This window comes from Acinetobacter sp. CIP 51.11, assembly GCF_000369665.1.
In the GTDB taxonomy this organism is placed as follows: domain Bacteria; phylum Pseudomonadota; class Gammaproteobacteria; order Pseudomonadales; family Moraxellaceae; genus Acinetobacter; species Acinetobacter lwoffii_S.
The window spans coordinates 244,609-264,793 of sequence record NZ_KB850129.1; the positions used below are offsets into that span (position 1 = coordinate 244,609).

Here is a 20,185-nt window from a genome sequence, read left to right on the forward strand (position 1 = left end):
TAGAATTTATCTTAAGTTATTATAATATTCATTATTTTATCATCTATTAAACCCTAAAATTACATAGAAAAAATCTGTCATATTTTTCTTTTATTAAGTGATCTTGATATCTTAAGAACAACCAAGAATGAATAAGATTCACTTTTCATTGAGTTTAAATCAGTTTTATTCATCTTAAGGTTCACGTATAACTAGGCTCATTCAGAAATTTGGTTATTAGAACTTAGGGTAGTGAATCACAATGAGTAAAAAGTTTGCATGTTCAATTAAGCGCATTCGTTTTGACGAAAACTATCAACCTGCAGATAGCACACGTCTGACGACGAACTTTGCCAATTTGGCGCGTGGCGAAAGTCGCGAACAGAATTTGCGTAACACTCTACGAATGATCAATAACCGTTTTAATGCATTGGCACATTGGGATAATCCAAAAGCAGATCGTTATTCAGTTGAAATCGACATTATTTCAGTTGACCTGGATGTTGAAGGAAATGGTAAAACATTCCCTGCAATTGAAACTTTAAAAATCACGATTATTGATCATCAAACCAATCAGCGTATTGATGGCATGATTGGCAACAGTTTCTCGTCTTATGTCCGCGATTATGATTTTAGCGTGGTACTTCCTGAACATATCAAGAAAAATCCAGCCTCGACCAAGCCAGAAAATTTTGGTGATTTACACGGCAAGCTTTATCAATATCTCGTCAGTTCTGAAGTATTTAAAGCAGAATTTAAAAAACAGCCGGTGATTTGTTTGAGCGTTTCGACCTCGAAAACCTATTACCGTACAGCGAATGTGCATCCTGTATTGGGTGTGGAATATAAAAATGATGAGTATTCACGTACCGATGAATACTTCGCCAAAATGGGCTTAACCGTCCGTTATTTCAAACCTGAAAATGGTGCTGCACCTTTAGCATTTTATTTCGCAGGTGACTTATTACGTGATTATACCGATCTCGAGTTGATCAGTGCGATCAGCACCATGGAAAGCTTCCAAAAGATTTACCGTCCTGAAATTTATAATGCGAATTCTGCTGCGGGTCAGGTGTATCAACCCAGCCTTGAGTACCCAGATTATTCATTGACTCAAATTGTGTATGACCGTGTTGAGCGTGGTCAATTGGCAGTGAAGCAAGGGAAGTGGGCGGAAGAACACTTTATCCAGCCTTATAAAGATATTCTGGAGCAATGGGCTGCAGAGTTCACAATCAAAACTACTGTTGACCAAGAACGCGCTGCTTAATACACCACATTATTTTACGAATATAGAGATAGAAGATTAGACATGGCACTTTTACAACCTAAAAAGCTACTCCCAACATCAACTGCAGGCAGCTTACCGAAACCGTCTTGGCTGGCAGAACCTGAAAAACTTTGGTCACCCTGGAAATTGGAAGGCCAGGAATTACTCGATGCAAAACAAGATGCACTGCGTTTGTCCCTACATGAACAACAGCAAGCAGGCATTGATATTGTCAGCGATGGTGAGCAAACCCGTCAGCATTTTGTGACCACATTTATTGAGCACCTTGAAGGCGTTGACTTCAATCAGCGTGAAACGGTCAAAATCCGGGATCGTTATGAAGCGAGCGTGCCATCAGTCGTGGGTGAAGTTTCTCGTCAAAAACCTGTCTTTGTTGAAGATGCCAAATTCTTACGTTCTCTCACAGATCAACCGATTAAATGGGCACTGCCTGGTCCAATGACCATGATTGATACGCTATATGACGGTCACTACAAGAGCCGTGAAAAACTGGCTTGGGAATTTGCCAAGATCCTGAATCAGGAAGCTCGCGAGCTTGAAGCGGCTGGCGTGGATATCATCCAGTTTGATGAACCTGCATTTAACGTGTTCTTCGATGAAGTGAATGACTGGGGTGTGGCAACTTTAGAGCGTGCACTTGAAGGCTTGAAGTGTGAAACTGCGGTACACATTTGCTATGGTTATGGTATTAAAGCCAATACCGATTGGAAAAAGACCTTAGGCTCAGAATGGCGTCAGTACGAAGAAGCATTTCCGAAACTGCAAAAATCAAAAATTGATATTGTGTCGCTCGAATGCCATAACTCACGTGTTCCGATGGATTTGATTGAGTTGATTCGTGGTAAAAAAGTCATGGTCGGTGCGATTGATGTCGCAAGTAATCAAATTGAAACAGCTGAAGAAGTGGCAAATACGTTGCGTAAAGCACTTCAGTTTGTGGATGCAGACAAACTCTATCCATCAACCAACTGTGGCATGGCACCACTTGGTCGCCAAGTGGCTCGTGGCAAACTCAATGCACTCAGTGCAGGTGCTGAGATTATTCGTGAGGAATTATCTCGCTAATTAAAGTGAATCCATGATGCTTTTAAAAGATTGAAAGTATCATTTGAGTGATATAACGCTCTTTATAAAAAGCTGAATATTGGAATACGGTGATGGTTGAAGCGACAGACTTTAGAAACGCAATGTCTTTATTAACAAGTGCAGTGAATGTAGTGACCACGATGGGCGATTCAGGTCGTCATGGTTTTACTGCGTCTGCCGTGTGTAGCGTGACCGATACACCACCGACATTGTTGGTTTGTATGAATAAATCATCGCGTTCTTATATCAACTTTGTTGAAAATAAAGTGCTGTGCGTAAATGTACTCAGTGCAGATCGAGCGCATCTTTCAAATGTTTTTGCATCTTCAAAATTCAGTTCTGAACAACGATTTGAACAGGGTGAGTGGACTGAATTAGAAACAGGTTCTCCTGTACTTCAAGATGCACTGGTGAGCTTTGATTGTGAAATTGGGCAGATCCAGGAAGTTGGTACACATACGATTTTGATTTGTCCGATTGTTGCCATTCAACAGAATCAGGAAGATCAAGCTTTGGTTTATTTTAATCGTGCCTATCATCAGGTCGGGGAAACAGAGTCTGTCTAATCCTGGAGCTGATGTAGGATTAAAATATTTTAGATTTAAAAGCTTATTAACTTCCGTAATTTTGATTAAACTGGTCTACTAAGAATAAGGAATTAGGTAGACCATCAACAAGGATGAATGGCGGACTAATGCAATAATTTACAGCTATCTATAGCCTAGAATTTAAAGATACAGCAGTTAAATTGATGTGCTGCTTTAAAAAACTGTTTATATACTAAAAATACGTACAGTCACTGGATGACACAAGGTGAATGCTCTTGAATATGCTTTTGCAAAGTTTATCTTTTCAGGAATTACTGACCATCATGCTGTCGGCATTAGGCTGTGGGCTTTTAATTGGGCTTGAGCGTGAACGTCATAAAAACAATAACAATGAGCAGAGTTTTGCAGGATTAAGATCATTTACGATTACAGCTTTATTGGGTGCTTCATGTTTCCTTTTGCATCTCTATATTGGAGTAATAGGAACCGTCGCCGTCAGCCTGTTTTGTGTGTATAGCCTGTTTCAACAGAAGCAGGATATCGGTTCTACCACTGAACTGGCTTTTTTGATGACTTATATCATTGGCGCTATTTGTGTGTGGAATATCCCACTGGCTGCAGGGATGGCGGTTCTACTTACGATTATCCTGATGGGCAAACAGACATTGCATCAATTTGCCGGAAAAACGATCCAAAGCTATGAGTTAAGAAGATGGCTTACTTTTATTGGCTTTGATATTGATTGCGTTGCCGGTCATGCCCAATAAGCCCTTGTGGGGCGCCGTACTGAATCCCTATATCATCCTTAAACTACTCATTTTAATCTTGATTGTGCAGTCCATGGCACATGTGGCAAAACGAATCCTGTCCAATGATAAGGCCCTTATTTTATCTGCCTTAGCCTCGGGATTTGTCTCCAGTACGGCCACGATTGCCAGTTTGGGCATGCAAGTCCGATCCGGGCGGGCCAGTGCAAAATTAAATGCAGGCGCCGGATTGATCTCCTGTATTACCACCTTATTACAGCTCTTGCTGATTGTTCTGGGAGTGAGCGTAGAGTGGTTCAAGTTCCTGCTGATTCCGAGTTTGGTGGGGATCGGAATTTTATGTATTGCTGCCGGATTCTTGATTTATCGAACTCCCCAAGCGGATAACAGTACGACCATCAATGAAATACAAGAAATTGATAGCCGAATGTTCAGTATCAAAGAAGCGGTGATTATTGCGGTCAGTTTGACCTTAATCCAGGCTGGGATTTACGGCGCGAATCTTTTACTGGGAGATAGCGGCTTAATCTTAGGTACTTTTTTAGCCTCTTTATTTGAAGTGCATGCTGCTGTAGCAGGTGTAGTGATACAGGGAAATCCTCATAACCTGACTTTAATTTATGCTGTCATGATTGGACTTGCGGCACATGCGGTGTCTAAAAGTATCAATTCTTTTGTGACTGGGGGATGGAAGTTTTTTCTGTATTTTGCGCCTAGCCAAATTCTACATATGTTAGGGCTTATCTTTATTCTTCTGAGTTTGAAATAAAAGGGAGCTGGTTTGCATATATTATAAAATGATCCAGTCATTTTAAGCCATTTTTAAGTTTCAGATTCTAGGCTAAAGCATCTTAAAGTCTTTGAGCCACGGATCATGCTGAAGCTGTTTTCCCATTCGTCTTTTTTTAGTCAGCGACCTAAAAAGTCGATTAGTCTTTCAGGCTTCAATATGTTGCTGGCTATGTGGCTGGGATTGATCCTAAACTTTGCTTTCTACCAGAAAATTCATGAATTTACACCTTATACCAATCTGAAAGCAGGCGTATTACTGGTCGCTACGGCACTGATTATTATTGCCTTTTACAATCTGATACTACAGTGGCTGAACTGGAAATGGAACGCCAAAATACTGGCCAGCGCCCTGATCATTTTGGGTGGTTTTAGTGCTTATTTTGTCAATAGTCTGGGGGTCGTTATTACGCCAGACCAGATTCAGAATATGCTGCAAACCGATGCCCGCGAAGTTCGAGATCTCTGGTCAATGCGACTGGTCATCTGGACACTAGTATTTGTAGTTTTTCCACTTTTTATCATCTGGATGCTTAAAATTCAGCCTGCATCGCTTGGGCATCAGCTGGTGCATAAAAGCCTGAGCAGTGTAGTCTCACTCGGACTGATTCTAGGTTTATTGTTCTGTTTCTATGTCGATTATGCCGCCATCTTCCGTGAGCACCGCGATCTGAAGGGTATGCTTTCTCCACAAAATAGCATCGCGTCCACCTTGTCCTATTATAAAAAGAAAGCACCTAAAGCGAATTTACCTTTGGTGGCTTTTGGCGAAGATGCACATCTGTTACAGCAGGCCCAAATGCAGGATCATCCCAAATTGATGGTGCTAGTTGTTGGAGAAACTGCACGTGCCGAGAGTTTTGCTTTAAATGGCTATGCGCGCAATACCAATCCTGAACTGAGCAAGTTACCAGTAATTAATTTCAATCAGGTCAGCTCTTGTGGAACTGCCACAGCTGTTTCAGTCCCTTGTATGTTTTCGGGCATGTCACGTGAAACCTATGATGAACAGTTAGCCAGCCACCGAGAAGGTTTACTGGATATTGCTCAGCGCGCCGGGTATCAGGTGACCTGGATTGATAATAATTCGGGCTGTAAAGGTGCCTGTGACCGGGTACAAAAATACCAGATTCCGGCACAACTGAAACAGAAGTGGTGTGATGCCGGTGGTGAATGTTTTGATGAAATCCTGGTGGATAGCCTGAAAGATTATCTGGCACATCTGGATAAAAACAACCCGAAACCACAATTAATTGTACTGCATCAGATGGGTAGTCATGGCCCCGCATATTACAAGCGTTCCAAAGCGCCATATCAGCCATTTCAACCGACCTGTAATACCAATGCTATTCAGGGCTGTAGTACAGAAGAATTAAAGAATAGCTATGATAATTCGATTGTATATACAGACCATGTTCTTGCCCAGATCATTGAAACTTTAAAGCAGCAGACTCAATATCAGACCGGTTTCTGGTACCTGTCTGATCATGGAGAATCCACCGGAGAGCATGGTTTATACCTGCATGGTGCTCCTTATAGCATGGCACCGACCCAGCAAACCCATGTCCCGATGCTGATGTGGTTCTCCGATGCCTGGAAGCAGCAGAATACCCAGCAGGTCAGCTGTCTCAAAGGACAGACCAGCCAGACCCGTAGTCAGGATCATCTTTTCCCCAGCTTATTAAGTTTACTGGATATAAAAACGCAAGTGACTGAAGCTAAAAATGATATGCTTGCACAATGCTCACCATCATTAAAGAATAGAGCTTGAAATGCATAAAATACTGATTATTGAAGATGACTTTATGATTGCCGAGTCGACTGAAACATTGCTCAAGCTGCATCAGTTTGATGTGCATTGGGTCAATAATGGGATTGAGGGTTTAAAACAGTTACAGCAGCAGGTCTACGATATTGTCCTGCTCGATTTAGGCTTGCCGATGATGGATGGCATGCTGGTGCTAAAAAATATCCGGCAGAAGTTTCCGAATTTACCGGTGCTGATTATCTCTGCCCGGGATCAGTTACAAAATCGGGTAGATGGGCTGAATCAGGGAGCAGATGATTACTTGATTAAACCCTATGAATTTGACGAGCTACTGGCCCGTATTCATGCCTTAATACGCCGTAGTGGTTTAAAAAATACTGTGACAGATATAAATAAGAAATTATCACACAGTGGGCTGGAACTGGACCTGGAACAGCACATTGCATGCTTTAATGATGAACCGATCGAGTTATCTAATCGGGAATGGTCTATTCTCACTGCACTCCTCATGCATCCTAGCAAAATTTTTTCTAAAAACGATTTAGAAGACAAGCTTTATGATTTTGATAGTGATGTAAGCAGTAATACGGTAGAAGTTTATATCCATCATCTGCGGGCAAAACTAGGAAAAGACTTCATACGTACCATACGTGGGCTAGGGTATCGCTTAGGATGAGCGCCATGCAGAAACGTTATTCCTTGCAAAAACGTCTAGTTATTTATATTTCACTGTTTAGCGTGGTGCTGGGCTGTGTGCTGATCTTTGCTGCATACCGGATTGCGCTCGAAGAAATTAATGAAGTACTGGATAAACAGATGCAAAGCCTGGCAGAGCGCATTTCAGAAAATCATCCGCAGCCCCTGCAAAGTCAAATCGATCTGGCAAAACAATACAGTGAAGAAGATTTATTTGTAGATATCTGGTCCTATACAGATACAGCCACTTCCTTGCATCTGCAGGATGTTCTGGTGGCGCCGGTCAGGAAAGCAGGTTTCTACAAGCATCAAACGCCGTATGGAACCTGGTTAACTTATATTATTCCTGGTAAGCAATTACAGATTCAGGTGAGCCAGCAGCAAAATGTCCGGCAGGAACTGGCGCTGGAGCTGGCAGCCAATATGTTTCTTCCTTATGTGCTTTTTTTACCTTTTGCAGTATTTGGCTTAGGCTGGATGATCCGGAAAAATTTTCAGCCGCTCAATGATTTTAAAACTGAATTGGCCAGCCGCAAGGCACAAGACTTAAAGCCAATTGCAATGAAAGATTATCCCTTGGAGCTGGAACCGACCATTCAGGAAATGAATTATTTGTTTGGCCGCATTTCTCTGGCCCAACAGGAACAACGTCAATTTGTAGCAGATTCTGCCCATGAATTACGCACGCCACTGACAGCACTAAACTTACAGCTGCAAATTTTGCTACAGCAGTTCCCTCAAAGCGAGTCTATCCATAATTTGAGTCAAGGCATTTTGCGTATGCAGCATCTGGTCAACCAGTTATTGAGTCTGGCCAAACAGGATGTGACCGAAGGTTTAAGCGAACCTGTTCAATTGCTATCACTGAATCAAATGACAGTCACCTGTATCGAAGAACTAATTCAATTGGCGCTACAGAAAGACATTGATTTGGGCGTAGAACAGCAGCAGGAACTGTTGATTCAGGGCCAAGCTTCGGCCTTGCACTCGATTATTTATAATTTAATTGATAATGCAATTAAATATAGTCCGAAGGATGGCGTGATTAATGTATCTATTTTCCAGCAAGGCCGGCAGGCGGTTTTACAGATTGAAGACAGCGGGGCAGGGATAGATCCTGCTCAATTCAATCAGATCCGGCAACGCTTCTACCGGATACATAACCATGCAGAAATTGGCAGCGGTTTGGGTTTATCCATTGTAGATAAAGCTACCGAGCGCTTGGGTGGAACACTGGAATTTTCGCGAAGTATTAATCTGGGCGGCCTGTGTGTACAAGTCAAGTTTCCTTTAGGCGAAGCCTAAGCGAATAGGCTTCTGGTTTTTTGGAGTTAAGGTTACCTGATACTAGAGCGTATAGGAGTGGTCTTTTCTATGGGTAGTTTGTGGCTAAACAGCGTATAGCCAATGACATTGATGCACCAGATAATCCAGCCAGTCCATAAATTATGACTCAGGAAATGTGCTCCGCGCATCATTTGTGCCCAGCCCATGGTCAACCCTAAAATTACTGCAGCGATCAGAAGAAAATAAGCCCGCTTGCGGTTAGAAATGCGATAAACAAAATAACCAGCCATCAACGCAAAACCACTAGATGCATGCCCTCCAGGAAAACAGTGGCCCGCAGTAGCACTAAAATCCCACAAAATCCCGTTATGGGTAGGTATGGTCATATCCCAGGGACAGGCATGGGCCGACTGAGATTTTAAAATTCCGATCGAGGCCGTGGTCAGCACCACCATGCTAAAGAAATAGCCAAATTCCCAGCGCCGCGTATGCCAGTTCTGCCATTTTAGTGATGCCAACCAGGCCAGTAATAATGTGATATACACCAGAATCAGCAGGTCTTTCACATAGCGATGATTGAGTTCTGCCAGTGCCCATTGTTTTCGAAGGGGAAATTGACCATGATCATCGATAAAGGGATAGATGAGCTGTAAGTCCAGCACTCCTCCAATGTCAAAGAAGTTGAGAAGAATCAAAAAACTGAAGATCAAAAGTAAAGTTTGGGTCAGTAAAAACCGGGAACGGTCAGTGATCATTTTTAAGTTGTCCATTTCAGGCAGTAGCAAGAGCAGAGGTCAAATCAAATGACCAGCCAAAATGATGCCCCAGGTCAGGGCAATTAAACTAAGTGCTACAAACTGAGCCGCACTGCCCATATCCTTGGCATTTTTAGACAGTTCATGCCGTTCCATGGAAATACGATCTACCACTGCCTCTATCGCTGAGTTAATCAGTTCAATGATCAACGCCAATAGGCACACGGCGACCATGAGCGCTTGCTCAACTCGGCTAACTGGCATCCAAAAGCTTAGAGGAATCAAAATAAGATTAATCAGCAGGATCTGCCGGAAGGCGGCCTCATTTTGAAAGGCGGTTTTAAAACCAGCCATGGAATAACGGGTCGCATTAAAAATACGCTGCGTTCCTGAGGTGCCTTTATAAGGTGATCGGTAGGAAGACATAAAGCAGATTCAGTCAATAGAGAGATAGGAATAACTTAAATTTTCAATCTTAAAATGCTCTTAAAAAACCGGCCGTTCTCTGGGTTTTTTATACACACAGCTTTTACATTCTTTTGCACAAAATTAAGAATTTTTTAAGTTTGGACTTCTATCTTGAGTAGCAAGTTAATTTCGTGGTGTGAGCCAAATGATCAAGTTTAGTTTTGATCCTTATTTATCTAGTCAGATTCACTTTCTAAATACATATTTCAAGCAGCCTGAATATAAAAAACAAACCCATCACAATAAATTTTTACTACAAGTACCTCCGGCGTATCCGGTAATTTCAGCACAGGATCAATCGCTACATTTGACGGTCAAAACTGTAGAACAAAGCAAGACATCGGAACGCCGTAGCCTGGAACATTTTATTCAGGAAAAATATCAGCAAGTCCATCAGGCCACTGTATCGAGCTTCTCGTCGACCCTGTTTGCCGGTTATCACGGAGCCGAGATGCAGGTGGTGATTGGTATGCAGCATTTAAATCAATTTAATGCCTTTCTGGAACAGTATCTCGATGAACCCGTTGAAAACATATTAAGCAAACTGAGCCAGACCAGGGTCAGCCGAGACAAAGTAGTAGAAATTGGCAATCTGGCAGCACTAGATATGGACAAAGCCAAACTGATGGTGGCCTTTCTGGTTTTTCATCTCTCGCAGCAACACATCGAATGGGCAGTATGTACCGGAACAACTGCAGTACGTTATGTGCTGCAACAGATGGGATTACATTTCCATGTACTTGAAAAGGCTGACCCGCAAGTCCTAGGAGAGGCACAGTACCTGTGGGGCAGCTATTACCAGCAGAAACCTTATGTCCTGGCGATTGATGTGGCAGAAGCCCTACAAGTCGCTCGTCAACTTTATCAATTTAGTCATTAAAGCATTTTGCTTGTTTACCGAGGCACAGAATTTAAATGATGACTGCTTTATTTGAACATATCAGCCTACAAGCACGACAAGATCCGCAGCGAGAAGCTGTGGTCACCGCACAGGCAACGCTGAACTATGCGGAACTGCAGCAGCGGGTAGAATTATTGAGTGCCAGTTTCAAGCAGCTTAATCTGCGCCATCTGGCCTTGTGGGGCATAAATAGTATAGACTGGATTGTAGTCGATCTTGCCGCACAAAAAGCCGGCATGACCGTGATTCCGGTGCCTCTGTTTTTTACTGCAGCGCAGGTACGGCATCTGCTTTCCGACAGCCGAACCGAGCTGCTCTATATTCTGGATGAATCTTTCTCTGCACCAGAATGGCTGTTAAATCTAGCTAAAGACATGAGTAGAGATGAGATTTCCATTACTGGCCAGCTACATGCACGCTTTTTTCAGCTAGAGCAGGCAGTACAGTATTCATCTTCTTTACAAACCCAGCAACCAGCAAAAATCACCTATACCTCTGGCAGTACGGGGACACCGAAAGGCGTGTGTCTGGTAGAAGATACCATAGAATCAATTACGCATTCACTCAGTCAGGCACTGGCCAGCAGTCAGCTTGGACGGCATTTGTGCCTGATTCCATTTGCCACCTTATTGGAAAATATTGCCGGCATTTATGTCGCACTGAGCATGGGACGCGCCGTAATTGTTGGCGAGGTGAGCCAGTTCGGTCTGGTATCTAACCATACTTTTGATACACAGCGGTTTGTAAATGCAGTGCAGAGCTATCAAATCGAAAGTGTGATTTTATTACCGCAGATGCTGAAAGCGATTGTGGAATATAGCGCTGAACACGGTGCTGCAGGGTTCAAGACGCTGAAATTTATTGCGGTCGGTGGAGGGAAAGTCTCTGCTGATTTACTCAAACAGTGTCAGCAACTTAACCTTCCGGTTTATGAGGGGTATGGCCTGTCCGAGTGTGCCTCGGTAGTCAGCCTGAATCTGCCGGATGCACGCCGCATTGGCAGTGTGGGCCGGATTTTATCGCATGTCGAAGTTGAGATTGCAGCCAACAGCGAAGTAGTAGTGAAGGGTAATGCCATGCTGGGTTATGTCAATGACATGACTGCGACACCGTATATTCATACGGGTGATGCCGGATATTTTGATGAGGATGGCTATTTGTACATTACCGGACGCATCAAGCAGATGATTATCAGCAGTTTTGGACGCAATATTTCTCCGGAATGGGTCGAATCCAACAGTCTGGCCGAGCCGGAAATCCAGCAGATTGCCATTTTTGGCGAAGCCCAGCCACATCTGTCGGCCGTGATTTATGCCCCGGATGATACGCCAGACCAGCAACTGGCAGTAGCGCTTCAGCGGGCCAACAGCCGGATGCCGGACTATGCCCAGATCAAACACTGGTGCCGTGCTTTCGAGGCATTTTCTTTAGACAACCAGATGTTGACCGACAACGGCAAACTACGCAGACAGCAGATTCAGCAAAAGTTTCAGGCTGAACTGATGCCGAACGAGTCCCAACTTATTTTTGCATAATTCGCAGACCCATAGATCTGTCGAATGAGGGAGAACACATGAATATTGCACAGCAAGCTTTGCACACCACCCCTAAACAGATTAAAACGCAATTGGTAGAGCAGGGCTGGATCTTGTTAAGACGTGAACACTATGACGTGACATCTTTTAGTGAGCTCATGAATGCCTTATGTCAGCGGCTGACCTATGATCCGGCGCGGGAAAACATCACCCGGCAGTCCCAGAGAGTTGATGCCGGTACCCAGGCCATGGGACTACATATTGAAAATGGTACGACGCCTTTACCGCCCGATATCATCGCCTTTTTCAGTGAGAAAAGTGCTTCGCGCGGTTCGCAGACTACCTTATGTGATGGGCATGAAGTCTGGAAAAATATGTCGGATGCTCTCAAGCAGAAATTTGCCGAACCGATGATCATTAGCCGTTATTTACCCAAACCGATCTGGCAGAAATATGTGGCCACTGCCTTGAATATTGAAAATGCAGAGCAGGTCGGCCAGCAGGAGCTACAACATTTTATCCAGATGGTGCCTGGACAGCAGATTAGCCCGACACATGATGGGGGAGTGTACTACCATTTAAATATGCCGATGGTCCGCCATGACAATCTTAAGGGTGTTCCAGCCTTTGCAAATACCTTACTCGGGCCTTCTTACAATTATGAAAAACCCCGTTTTTATTTTGCAGACGGTTCAGAAATCAGTTCAGACTTACTCGCAGAACTGGCAGAGCGCTGTGAAACCCAGACTTCAGAAATTGACTGGCAGGATGGTGATCTGGTGATCATTGATAACAAACGCTTTATGCATGGCCGACGTGAAATCTTGGTACCACTTGAACAGCGCAAGCTATACATCTGTATGGGACTGGGCTTGAATCCTGACTTTTAAGCAAAGCAGAAAGAGACATCTTAAAAAATTCAACGATAAGAGAAGTGATCTATGTCCAATTTAACAGCAGTTCTTCTAGGTGCGACCGGTGGCATTGGTCAGGCCATTGCCGATATTCTTGGGAAAAATGGCCTGAATCTGGTTCTGGTCGGACGTAATGAACGGACTTTACGAAAATTAGGTGAAAAACTGGCGCAGCGTTATCCGAATATACAACTGCAAGGGATCTGCTGTGACTTGGCCGAGCAGCAGAGCCGTGACGAGCTGATTCATGCACTGGCCACATTGAATACCCCAATCCACTATTACATCAATAATGCCGGCATCAATGATTTCAGTCTGTTCTCACAGCAGTCACAGGAAATGATGGAACAGATGATGCTGATTAATGTGGTCTATCCCTTGCAACTGGTGCAGGGAATGATTCCACTGATGTCAAAGAATCAGCCGAGCCAGATCATTCATATCGGTTCTACTTTCGGTAGCATTGGCTATCCGGGTTATGTAAGTTATTGCGCCAGCAAATTTGCTCTGCGCGGTGCCACCGAAGCGCTTGCACGTGAGTATGCAAAGACCTCAATTCAATTTCGTTATTTTTCACCAAGGGCAACGATCACGGAGATGAATGATGCAAATGTTACAGAGATGAATCAGGCACTGGGCACTAAAATGGATGATCCTGATTTTGTCGCACAAGAGTTTTATCATTTTTTACAGAAAGACTGTCAGTCCTATCAGGTTGGCTACCCTGAAAAGATCTTTGTTAAGATGAATCAGGTTTTACCCAATATTGTTTCTGGTTCGATTGAAAAAGATCTGAATACTATTTATAGATATGCTGATCGAAGATAGCTTTGGTTTTGGTAATCCGCTATCATCCCACAATAAACTATCAGCCCAGTTTTATTGGACTGGACTGATTAATTCAATCAAGCTAATAATCAAGTTTTATTTTTAGCTCTAATTTCCGCTGTAAATTTCAAAATTAACTTTTATGGACAATAACTTTGTAAGAGTGCTGTCGTAGATATATTATTTAACATAATATACATTATACGAAATAGTGTTGTTAGAACCCATTTAAAGTGTCTATATTCTCACCAATAAAAATGTCTGGTTTATGATGGTTTTTATCACCATGGACTGGATATAAAATATAAATGCTGATCACTATGTCTGATAAAGAAATTCAACGTCTTGCAGTTCTGCAAGACGTTAGAGATCATCGTATTACCCAGGTCCGTGCTGCTAAAATCCTGAATCTTTCCACCCGTCAAATTACCCGGTTATTGCAGAAGCTCAATCAAGATGGTGTCTCAGGTATGGCACATGCCAGTCGTGGTCAACCGGGTCATCGTCGCCATGACGTCCTGTTAAAATCAGAATGTCTTTCCATTATTTCTGAACATTTACTTGGCTTTGGTCCTACATTGGCTCATGAGAAGCTCAGCAGCATGTTTGGCCTGCATATCCCGGTAGAAACGGTTCGTCGCTGGATGACTGCAAATGACCTCTGGATTCCTCGATCCAAGCGCCTGAAACGTCCATATCAGCCTCGATACAACCGTGATTGCTTCGGTGAGCTGATCCAGATCGATGGCTCATATCATGACTGGTTTGAAGGTCGAGCTTCCAAATGCTGCTTGCTGGTTTATATCGATGACGCCACTGGAAAGCTGTTGCATCTGCGCTTTTGTGAGGCTGAAACGACCTTTGATTATATGCTTTCAACCCGAGCCTACATTGAGCAATACGGCAAGCCTTTAGCGTTTTATAGCGATAAACACTCGGTATTCCGAGTGAATCAGAAATCGAGCCAAGATAGCCAGATCACGCAATTTGGGCGGATTCTGAATGAGTTAAACATTGATATTATCTTCGCCAACTCACCCCAGGCCAAAGGCCGTGTGGAACGTGCCAATAGAACACTCCAGGATCGCCTGATCAAGGAAATGCGCCTAGAAGGTATCTGTTCAATTGCCGAGGCAAATGCCTGGCTGCCCTGCTTTATTGAGCATTTCAATCAGAAGTTTGCCAAGTGTGCGCGAAACTCAAAGAATTTACATCGGCCATTAACCGAATCTCATCTTGAACTGGATGATATTTTTACCTGGCAGGAACCGCGTAAGGTCACCAAGAATCTGACCCTGACCTATGACAAATGTATTTATCTGCTTGAACCGATAGAGCTGAATGATAAGCTTGTTGGGCAATATATTTCATTTCTGGAGTACCCGGATGGGACTGTGGCCCTCATGCACGAGGGACGAAAGCTCAACTACAGCATTTTCAATAAACTGGCTGGGCTACAGCAGAATGAGATCGTTGAGAATAAACGGTTAGGTACAGTTCTGGCACATATTCAGCAACAGCATGAAGAGTTGGAAAAACAGAATAAACGTTCCCGTCTCAAGAAAAGTATGCCGAGTCGTAAAGCTCAGAAAGCTGTTATTGAACAAAGAAAGTTAAATCCTGTGCTTGACTCTTGTGGTTAAAAACAGGACATTTTAAATGGTTTATCGCATAGACATTTTAATTGGTGAATAACAATGATTGATATACTCATATAAGTCATTCACCATATACTTTTATAGCTGCTGCTCAAGCAACTTCAGCGTTAAAGCACTTCAAATTCAATCCGACGATTTTTCTTGCGACCCTCAGCTGTTGTATTCTCCGCCATAGGCTTACTTGAACCTGAACCTTTAGTACTCAGTAAATGCGCTGGAACATTTTTTGCGATTAAATAAGCTTTCACTGCTTCTGCACGTTGCTGACTTAACATAAGATTTTTATAAGGATCGCCTGAACTATCCGTATGTCCAATAATACGTATCTTTTTTCCACTAACCTTATTTAAGGCAGTGACCATTTCATCCAGAATTTGTATACCTGAGGCTGCTAATACTGCACTGCCAGATTCAAATTCAATAGTCCGGTTCTTTAATGCAGCATCAATAATCTGCTGTTCTGCCTGATTGACTGAAAGCTGTGCATTTAAGCGGTAATTTTCGGGTGTTAAACCCTTAAATTTCTCTGTAGTATCCTGAATTTCATAAGAATTTGATACTTTACCCGTTAGCTGAATATCAGAACCTTTAACCGTTAAGGTTCCCTGTTTAACCTTTTTAAGGTCTTCATTAATCACATCAATGACTATATTCGACCAATTCGTTGGTGCCACTACTTGGCGGATCTGAATGCGATCCACCACATTTTCCTTACCATAAGTTGAATATAATTTCGCCAAAATAGCTTGCTTGCTATTGTTATTCGATACAGTACCTTCAGCAATTACAGGTTGTGCATGCACATTAAAACCAATTGAAAAACAGGATAAAATGATGATTTTATTTAACTTTAAGTATTTATTTTTTATTTTCATTTTATGCTTCTATAAATGTTTATTTAATCAATTTAATGCCTTGAGTCAGGCTCATCTGATTTGCAGTTAAAGACTATTCTAGTGTCGCCAACCTTGAGTTATTTTCTACATTAAAATTAGTTGTTTTTAATTCATATCAATTCACCCACGTGATCCATTTACAATATAATTGATTGATCAAGGTCATGGCATTGAAGTTCCTGTGTTTGCAGCAGTCGTCCTAGTTGTATGAGCTGTTTTTCCTGACATCATCGTATTCTGTGCTGCGACAACTCTCACTACTTTATTCGAAACAACCTGATCCACCAACTGCAAATTGCTATAACTTGGATTACTTCCGATAGAACTTGCATTATTCCCACTCACCAAACGAAAATTGGTCTTCACAAATAGTTCAGGATTCTCTTTACTGCGCCAGACCATCTCAAAAATATTGCCTTTTTGTGTACGCTGAGCACTATCAATCAAACGGTTGATTCCATATTCCCCAGGCTCATCAAAAATGGTATGGGTCTTCCCTTCCAAATCAATCACCGTAATCCGTGCGCCTGGAATTGCGCCGGAATTTGGCCAGATAAAATTCACCCATTGTTGAATTCCGTTTTCAAACAGCATTCTTTGTCCATCAATATCAATGGTATAAGCCAATAAATGAGCCTGTTCCAGTGGGTAAAACTGGAAATTAGATTGATTGGGGCTCACTGCCTGACGACTGGTATTATTTAACTCACCAGTTGCCATACCATTCACAGGCGCGACATAATTTTGAAAGTTTGCAACAAACACAGGATTTAGATTAAGCCCTAAATCTTGCCAGGTTTTCGAGCTTAAGCTATAGCCACGACGGATCACTAAGGGATCAAGATGCTCTTTGACAAAACGGGAAATACTGCCATTTTCACCAAAAATCTGATTAATTTCTTGAGAGGTTGCCTGTAAGCTACCTTGACTGCTAAACGGATATTTTTGCGATAAATTTGCATTAAATGGTTGATAGGCCTGTATTAGCCAGAGTTCGTTCATTTCAGCTTGTGCCGGAAGCATCAGACTTTCAAAGGAACGTGTTAGAGGAACACTAAACAACTTTTTAATCAGCTGTTGATCCAGCTCATGGGTTCCTACCGACATTTTCTCATCCACAAACTTTTGAGTGATATTAAAGATAGAATTCTGCTCATCAACGGTCTGCTTAAGGAGCATCATGCTCGCCGGACCAATATCTCCAGAACTTTTTAGATCATTAAAGCGACTCCGTATCTTGGTCAGAGATTGCATATACTCATCCAGCAGCGACCGGTTCTGCAAATCATCTCGTGTACGTACAATCTGGTAGAAGATCTGAAAGTCTTTGGCAATCATCCCCTGAGAGAAAGTCGATGCAGAATTCTGTGCCAACTTGCCATCATGACGTTGCAATATCTTGCGTTTAAACCAGGCAATAAAACCTTTTTGTGGAACCGCCAACTCAGCTTGTACCATTGGATTATCCCAGCTGGTTTCTTGCGCTACCCGTTGTATGACTTTACGAATCGGTGAGTTTTCTGGTTCGCCAAGAATATCTATCTGATATGTTTGCTGATTAAAGTCACCGGCCTTGGCATAATAAATGGCACCCAAGAATTTACGCCATTCGCTGATATATTCTTTTTTATACATTTCAGTCAGCTGGCGTCGAATTTGTTCAGGACTGCCACTAAAACTCAAATCATCAGACTGTGATGTATTAAGTACCCAATCTTTACTTTCAGTTGGGCTTTGCGCCGCGGTTTCTATGGCAGGTTGTACATATTCGTTCCAGGCTTGATAGCTATAAAAACCGGGTAAGGCATAACTTCCCAACATGGTTGTCTGAGCATTCTCCCCGACCATCTGTTTGATCGTTAATGCAGGAAAACGTACCAAAGCCCGCATTTTAATTTTGTTATATACACGATCTCGTGCAGACACTCCGGTCATCATCGCGGTTAAAACCTGGCGAGTCTGTTCAACCAGAACAGTATCGGAATCCAGCTGGGGAAATGAACTCGAATCTGTCAGTGTCATGGCATAGCTAAGTAACTGCTCGGCCTTTTGCAGCATTTCAGCACGTGGCAGCTGACCACGATGCTGATCCAGCCAAGTCCGCCAAAAACGTGTCAACTGATCGCTGAGATGACTGGAATCTATAGATTTACGGTTACTCAACATCAGATATGTTTTAAGTGCATTATAAGCATCTTGCGGATTTTGGTCAGATGGTTCTAATGCGAGTTGCTGAACTTGTGCAGTCGGATTAATTTGCACATGAATATGATTTTCTTTAAGAACTGCTGCATTGCTTTTTACCCGTTGTAGATATTCTGCAATATTTTGCTGGCTGGGCTGCAATACTAATTGCTCAATTCCTTTCAAATATTCAGCTTGCAGTTTCTCCCTGATCTGTTGTCCTTGATATAGACCAAAACTGTATTTTAATGGGCGCTTCTGATCAAATTGATCTAACTGTTGTAGATGAGCTTGCAAAATTAATAATGCATCGATTTGTGTGACCAGCTCCGTTCCTGACTGTTTCTGCATCTGTACGACCTTATTCAGGTCCGCCTGAACTTCTTCCATTAATTGCTGATTATTTCGATAAGACCACACCCACAGACTCAACACCATCGATACAGTAAGTAAAGCACCAGTAAAAGCCATAAAGCGTCGGCGTTTTCGTGCCGGATTAATATGCTGCTTCACCAGATTTTTATCTTTAAGAATCACTTCAGAAAATAAACCTTTCAGAAAATAACCATGATTCTGTGATACAGACTCTTTAGACAGGCCAAGATCATGATTATCGCTGCGGATCAGATGAAAGTCCTCAGCAATCTGTTCTGTCATTGGACTTTCAATGGAGCCTTCCTGTAAGGCGCTGGTAAAATAAAATCCACGAAAAACCGGTTTAAACTGATAAGGATTGTCTTGAAATAAAGTGGAAATAAAGGTTCTTAATACCGGTTTGAGACTCTTAAATTCCAGTGGAAAGGTCATTACACTGGGTGAAATATGCTGTGAATGCCGACGGGTTAAATGGGTCATACTTACATTTTTCAGACCCTCATATAAAATGCCATAATGCTTTTCAAATAGCTGAACAGCATTTTCACTCGAGTCTGGTTGATAAGCCAACGTTGCGCCCCAAACCTGATCCAATTCTTGTCCTTGATAACAATCAAAAAATTCCGTGAAGCCGGCAATCAGGTCCATCTTGAAAAATACCAAATAAACTGGCGCAAAAACTTCTAGACGTTCAGTCAGGTCTTGAATACGGGCACGCAGGTTCTTGGCCAGTTGTAGAGATTTCTCCGGACTTTGATTGACCAACTCAGCGATACTTACGATCACAATAAGACCATTTACGGGCGCTTTAGAACGATTTTTCTTGAGAATATTTAAAAAGCCTAACCATTCAGAATGGTCCTCCGGGTAGACTGAATAGCGTCCGGCTGTATCCAGGAAAATACCCTGAGTTGAAAAAAACCAGTCACAGTTTCGAGTTCCGCTAAGTCCGGCAGAGACCATTTTCTGATGAGTTTCTTCAAAAGGAAACCGCAAACCGGAATGATAAATCGCCGAGCTTTTCCCAGCCGCCGGGTTACCGATGACCATATACCAAGGAAGTTCATACAGTGCCGCGTGACCCTTACGATCGCCTAATTTTGACTTACGAATCAACTGAATAGATTGTTTGACTTGCTGACTGATCTGCTGAAGTTCTTCTTTATTATTGTATTTGCTTTCAGCTGCAAAACCTTGAGATAAGGCAGTCTCGATTTCTTCACCCTTTTTAGTATGCAGATAACACCGGATAAGTGTATAAATCCCCCAGCCTATTAATATGGCGACATAGACGGTCAGCAATATCCAGAAAATGCGATCAGAAACCGTATTTTTTATAGAAATAATGACCACTAAAAAGGATAAGGCCATCATTGTTTTAGGGTTGCTAATGTACTGCCAGACATACCCCAGGACTGTATAAAATAATGTATTCACTTTTATCTCTTTCTTCTTTAATT

The 20,185-nt window shown here is 42.5% G+C and carries 15 protein-coding genes and 1 pseudogene; 12 read left to right on the top strand and 4 right to left on the bottom strand.

Features of this window, described 5'->3' with window-relative positions:
- Positions 1-241: 241 nt before the first annotated feature.
- The 7 genes and pseudogenes from F894_RS04950 (at position 242) to F894_RS04980 (ending at position 8,229) form a co-directional block, all read left to right on the top strand.
- On the top strand, positions 242-1,249 hold the full coding sequence (locus F894_RS04950) for a DUF1852 domain-containing protein (RefSeq protein WP_005246435.1): 1,008 nt from the start codon (positions 242-244) through the stop codon (positions 1,247-1,249).
- A gap of 42 nt (positions 1,250-1,291) precedes the next feature.
- The gene (locus F894_RS04955; protein WP_005246436.1) at positions 1,292-2,335 is read left to right on the top strand and encodes a methionine synthase; all 1,044 of its coding nucleotides are present in this window, start codon (positions 1,292-1,294) and stop codon (positions 2,333-2,335) included.
- Positions 2,336-2,427: 92 nt separating this feature from the next.
- Positions 2,428-2,922: a flavin reductase gene (locus F894_RS04960; RefSeq protein ID WP_005246437.1), complete on the top strand. Its 495-nt coding sequence runs from the start codon at positions 2,428-2,430 to the stop codon at positions 2,920-2,922.
- A gap of 251 nt (positions 2,923-3,173) precedes the next feature.
- Positions 3,174-4,440 (top strand): annotated as a pseudogene (locus F894_RS04965) (MgtC/SapB family protein).
- A 105-nt stretch (positions 4,441-4,545) separates the two neighbouring features.
- A complete protein-coding gene (locus F894_RS04970; protein WP_005246440.1) occupies positions 4,546-6,231 on the top strand; it encodes a phosphoethanolamine transferase in 1,686 nt (561 codons plus the stop codon).
- Between the two features lies 1 nt (position 6,232).
- A complete protein-coding gene (locus F894_RS04975; protein WP_005246441.1) occupies positions 6,233-6,904 on the top strand; it encodes a response regulator transcription factor in 672 nt (223 codons plus the stop codon).
- 5 nt (positions 6,905-6,909) lie between these two features.
- Entirely contained in the window at positions 6,910-8,229 is a 1,320-nt protein-coding gene (locus F894_RS04980) for a sensor histidine kinase (protein ID WP_005246442.1), read from the top strand.
- 32 nt (positions 8,230-8,261) lie between these two features.
- On the opposite strand, the gene F894_RS04985 is transcribed toward F894_RS04980, so the two are convergent.
- Together F894_RS04985 and F894_RS04990 are read right to left on the bottom strand one after the other, a co-directional pair.
- Entirely contained in the window at positions 8,262-8,966 is a 705-nt protein-coding gene (locus tag F894_RS04985; RefSeq protein ID WP_005246443.1) for a phosphatase PAP2 family protein, read from the bottom strand.
- Positions 8,967-9,005: 39 nt separating this feature from the next.
- A complete protein-coding gene (locus F894_RS04990; protein ID WP_005107001.1) occupies positions 9,006-9,392 on the bottom strand; it encodes a diacylglycerol kinase in 387 nt (128 codons plus the stop codon).
- Positions 9,393-9,579: 187 nt separating this feature from the next.
- On the opposite strand from F894_RS04990, the gene F894_RS04995 reads away from it, so the two are divergent.
- From F894_RS04995 to F894_RS05015, 5 genes are all read left to right on the top strand, one after another.
- Entirely contained in the window at positions 9,580-10,314 is a 735-nt protein-coding gene (locus F894_RS04995; protein WP_005246445.1) for a thermostable hemolysin, read from the top strand.
- A 35-nt stretch (positions 10,315-10,349) separates the two neighbouring features.
- A complete protein-coding gene (locus tag F894_RS05000; RefSeq protein ID WP_005246447.1) occupies positions 10,350-11,870 on the top strand; it encodes an AMP-binding protein in 1,521 nt (506 codons plus the stop codon).
- Between the two features lie 38 nt (positions 11,871-11,908).
- Entirely contained in the window at positions 11,909-12,760 is an 852-nt protein-coding gene (locus F894_RS05005; RefSeq protein ID WP_005246449.1) for a TauD/TfdA family dioxygenase, read from the top strand.
- 51 nt (positions 12,761-12,811) lie between these two features.
- Positions 12,812-13,612, top strand: coding sequence for an SDR family oxidoreductase (locus F894_RS05010; RefSeq protein WP_005246451.1), 801 nt, complete (start codon positions 12,812-12,814; stop codon positions 13,610-13,612).
- Between the two features lie 308 nt (positions 13,613-13,920).
- On the top strand, positions 13,921-15,255 hold the full coding sequence (locus F894_RS05015) for an ISNCY-like element ISAba32 family transposase (RefSeq protein ID WP_005246454.1): 1,335 nt from the start codon (positions 13,921-13,923) through the stop codon (positions 15,253-15,255).
- A gap of 122 nt (positions 15,256-15,377) precedes the next feature.
- Here F894_RS05015 and F894_RS05020 read toward each other — a convergent pair whose 3' ends face one another.
- Positions 15,378-16,139 (bottom strand): OmpA family protein, encoded by a 762-nt coding sequence (locus tag F894_RS05020; RefSeq protein WP_373886122.1) that lies wholly within the window; start codon positions 16,137-16,139, stop codon positions 15,378-15,380.
- Between the two features lie 189 nt (positions 16,140-16,328).
- Positions 16,329-20,162, bottom strand: a complete 3,834-nt coding sequence (gene tssM, locus F894_RS05025; protein ID WP_005246458.1) for a type VI secretion system membrane subunit TssM — start codon at positions 20,160-20,162, stop codon at positions 16,329-16,331.
- Between the last annotated feature and the right edge of the window lie 23 nt (positions 20,163-20,185).

Coding starts and splice junctions, on each gene's coding strand:
- F894_RS04980 (WP_005246442.1), top strand. CDS start 6,910: ATGCAGAAACGTTATTCCTTGCAAAAACGTCTAGTTATTTATATTTCA.
- F894_RS04985 (WP_005246443.1), bottom strand. CDS start 8,966: ATGATCACTGACCGTTCCCGGTTTTTACTGACCCAAACTTTACTTTTG.
- F894_RS04950 (WP_005246435.1), top strand. CDS start 242: ATGAGTAAAAAGTTTGCATGTTCAATTAAGCGCATTCGTTTTGACGAA.
- F894_RS04995 (WP_005246445.1), top strand. CDS start 9,580: ATGATCAAGTTTAGTTTTGATCCTTATTTATCTAGTCAGATTCACTTT.
- F894_RS04990 (WP_005107001.1), bottom strand. CDS start 9,392: ATGTCTTCCTACCGATCACCTTATAAAGGCACCTCAGGAACGCAGCGT.
- F894_RS04955 (WP_005246436.1), top strand. CDS start 1,292: ATGGCACTTTTACAACCTAAAAAGCTACTCCCAACATCAACTGCAGGC.
- F894_RS05005 (WP_005246449.1), top strand. CDS start 11,909: ATGAATATTGCACAGCAAGCTTTGCACACCACCCCTAAACAGATTAAA.
- F894_RS05015 (WP_005246454.1), top strand. CDS start 13,921: ATGCTGATCACTATGTCTGATAAAGAAATTCAACGTCTTGCAGTTCTG.
- F894_RS04960 (WP_005246437.1), top strand. CDS start 2,428: ATGGTTGAAGCGACAGACTTTAGAAACGCAATGTCTTTATTAACAAGT.
- F894_RS04975 (WP_005246441.1), top strand. CDS start 6,233: ATGCATAAAATACTGATTATTGAAGATGACTTTATGATTGCCGAGTCG.
- F894_RS05010 (WP_005246451.1), top strand. CDS start 12,812: ATGTCCAATTTAACAGCAGTTCTTCTAGGTGCGACCGGTGGCATTGGT.
- F894_RS04970 (WP_005246440.1), top strand. CDS start 4,546: ATGCTGAAGCTGTTTTCCCATTCGTCTTTTTTTAGTCAGCGACCTAAA.
- F894_RS05000 (WP_005246447.1), top strand. CDS start 10,350: ATGATGACTGCTTTATTTGAACATATCAGCCTACAAGCACGACAAGAT.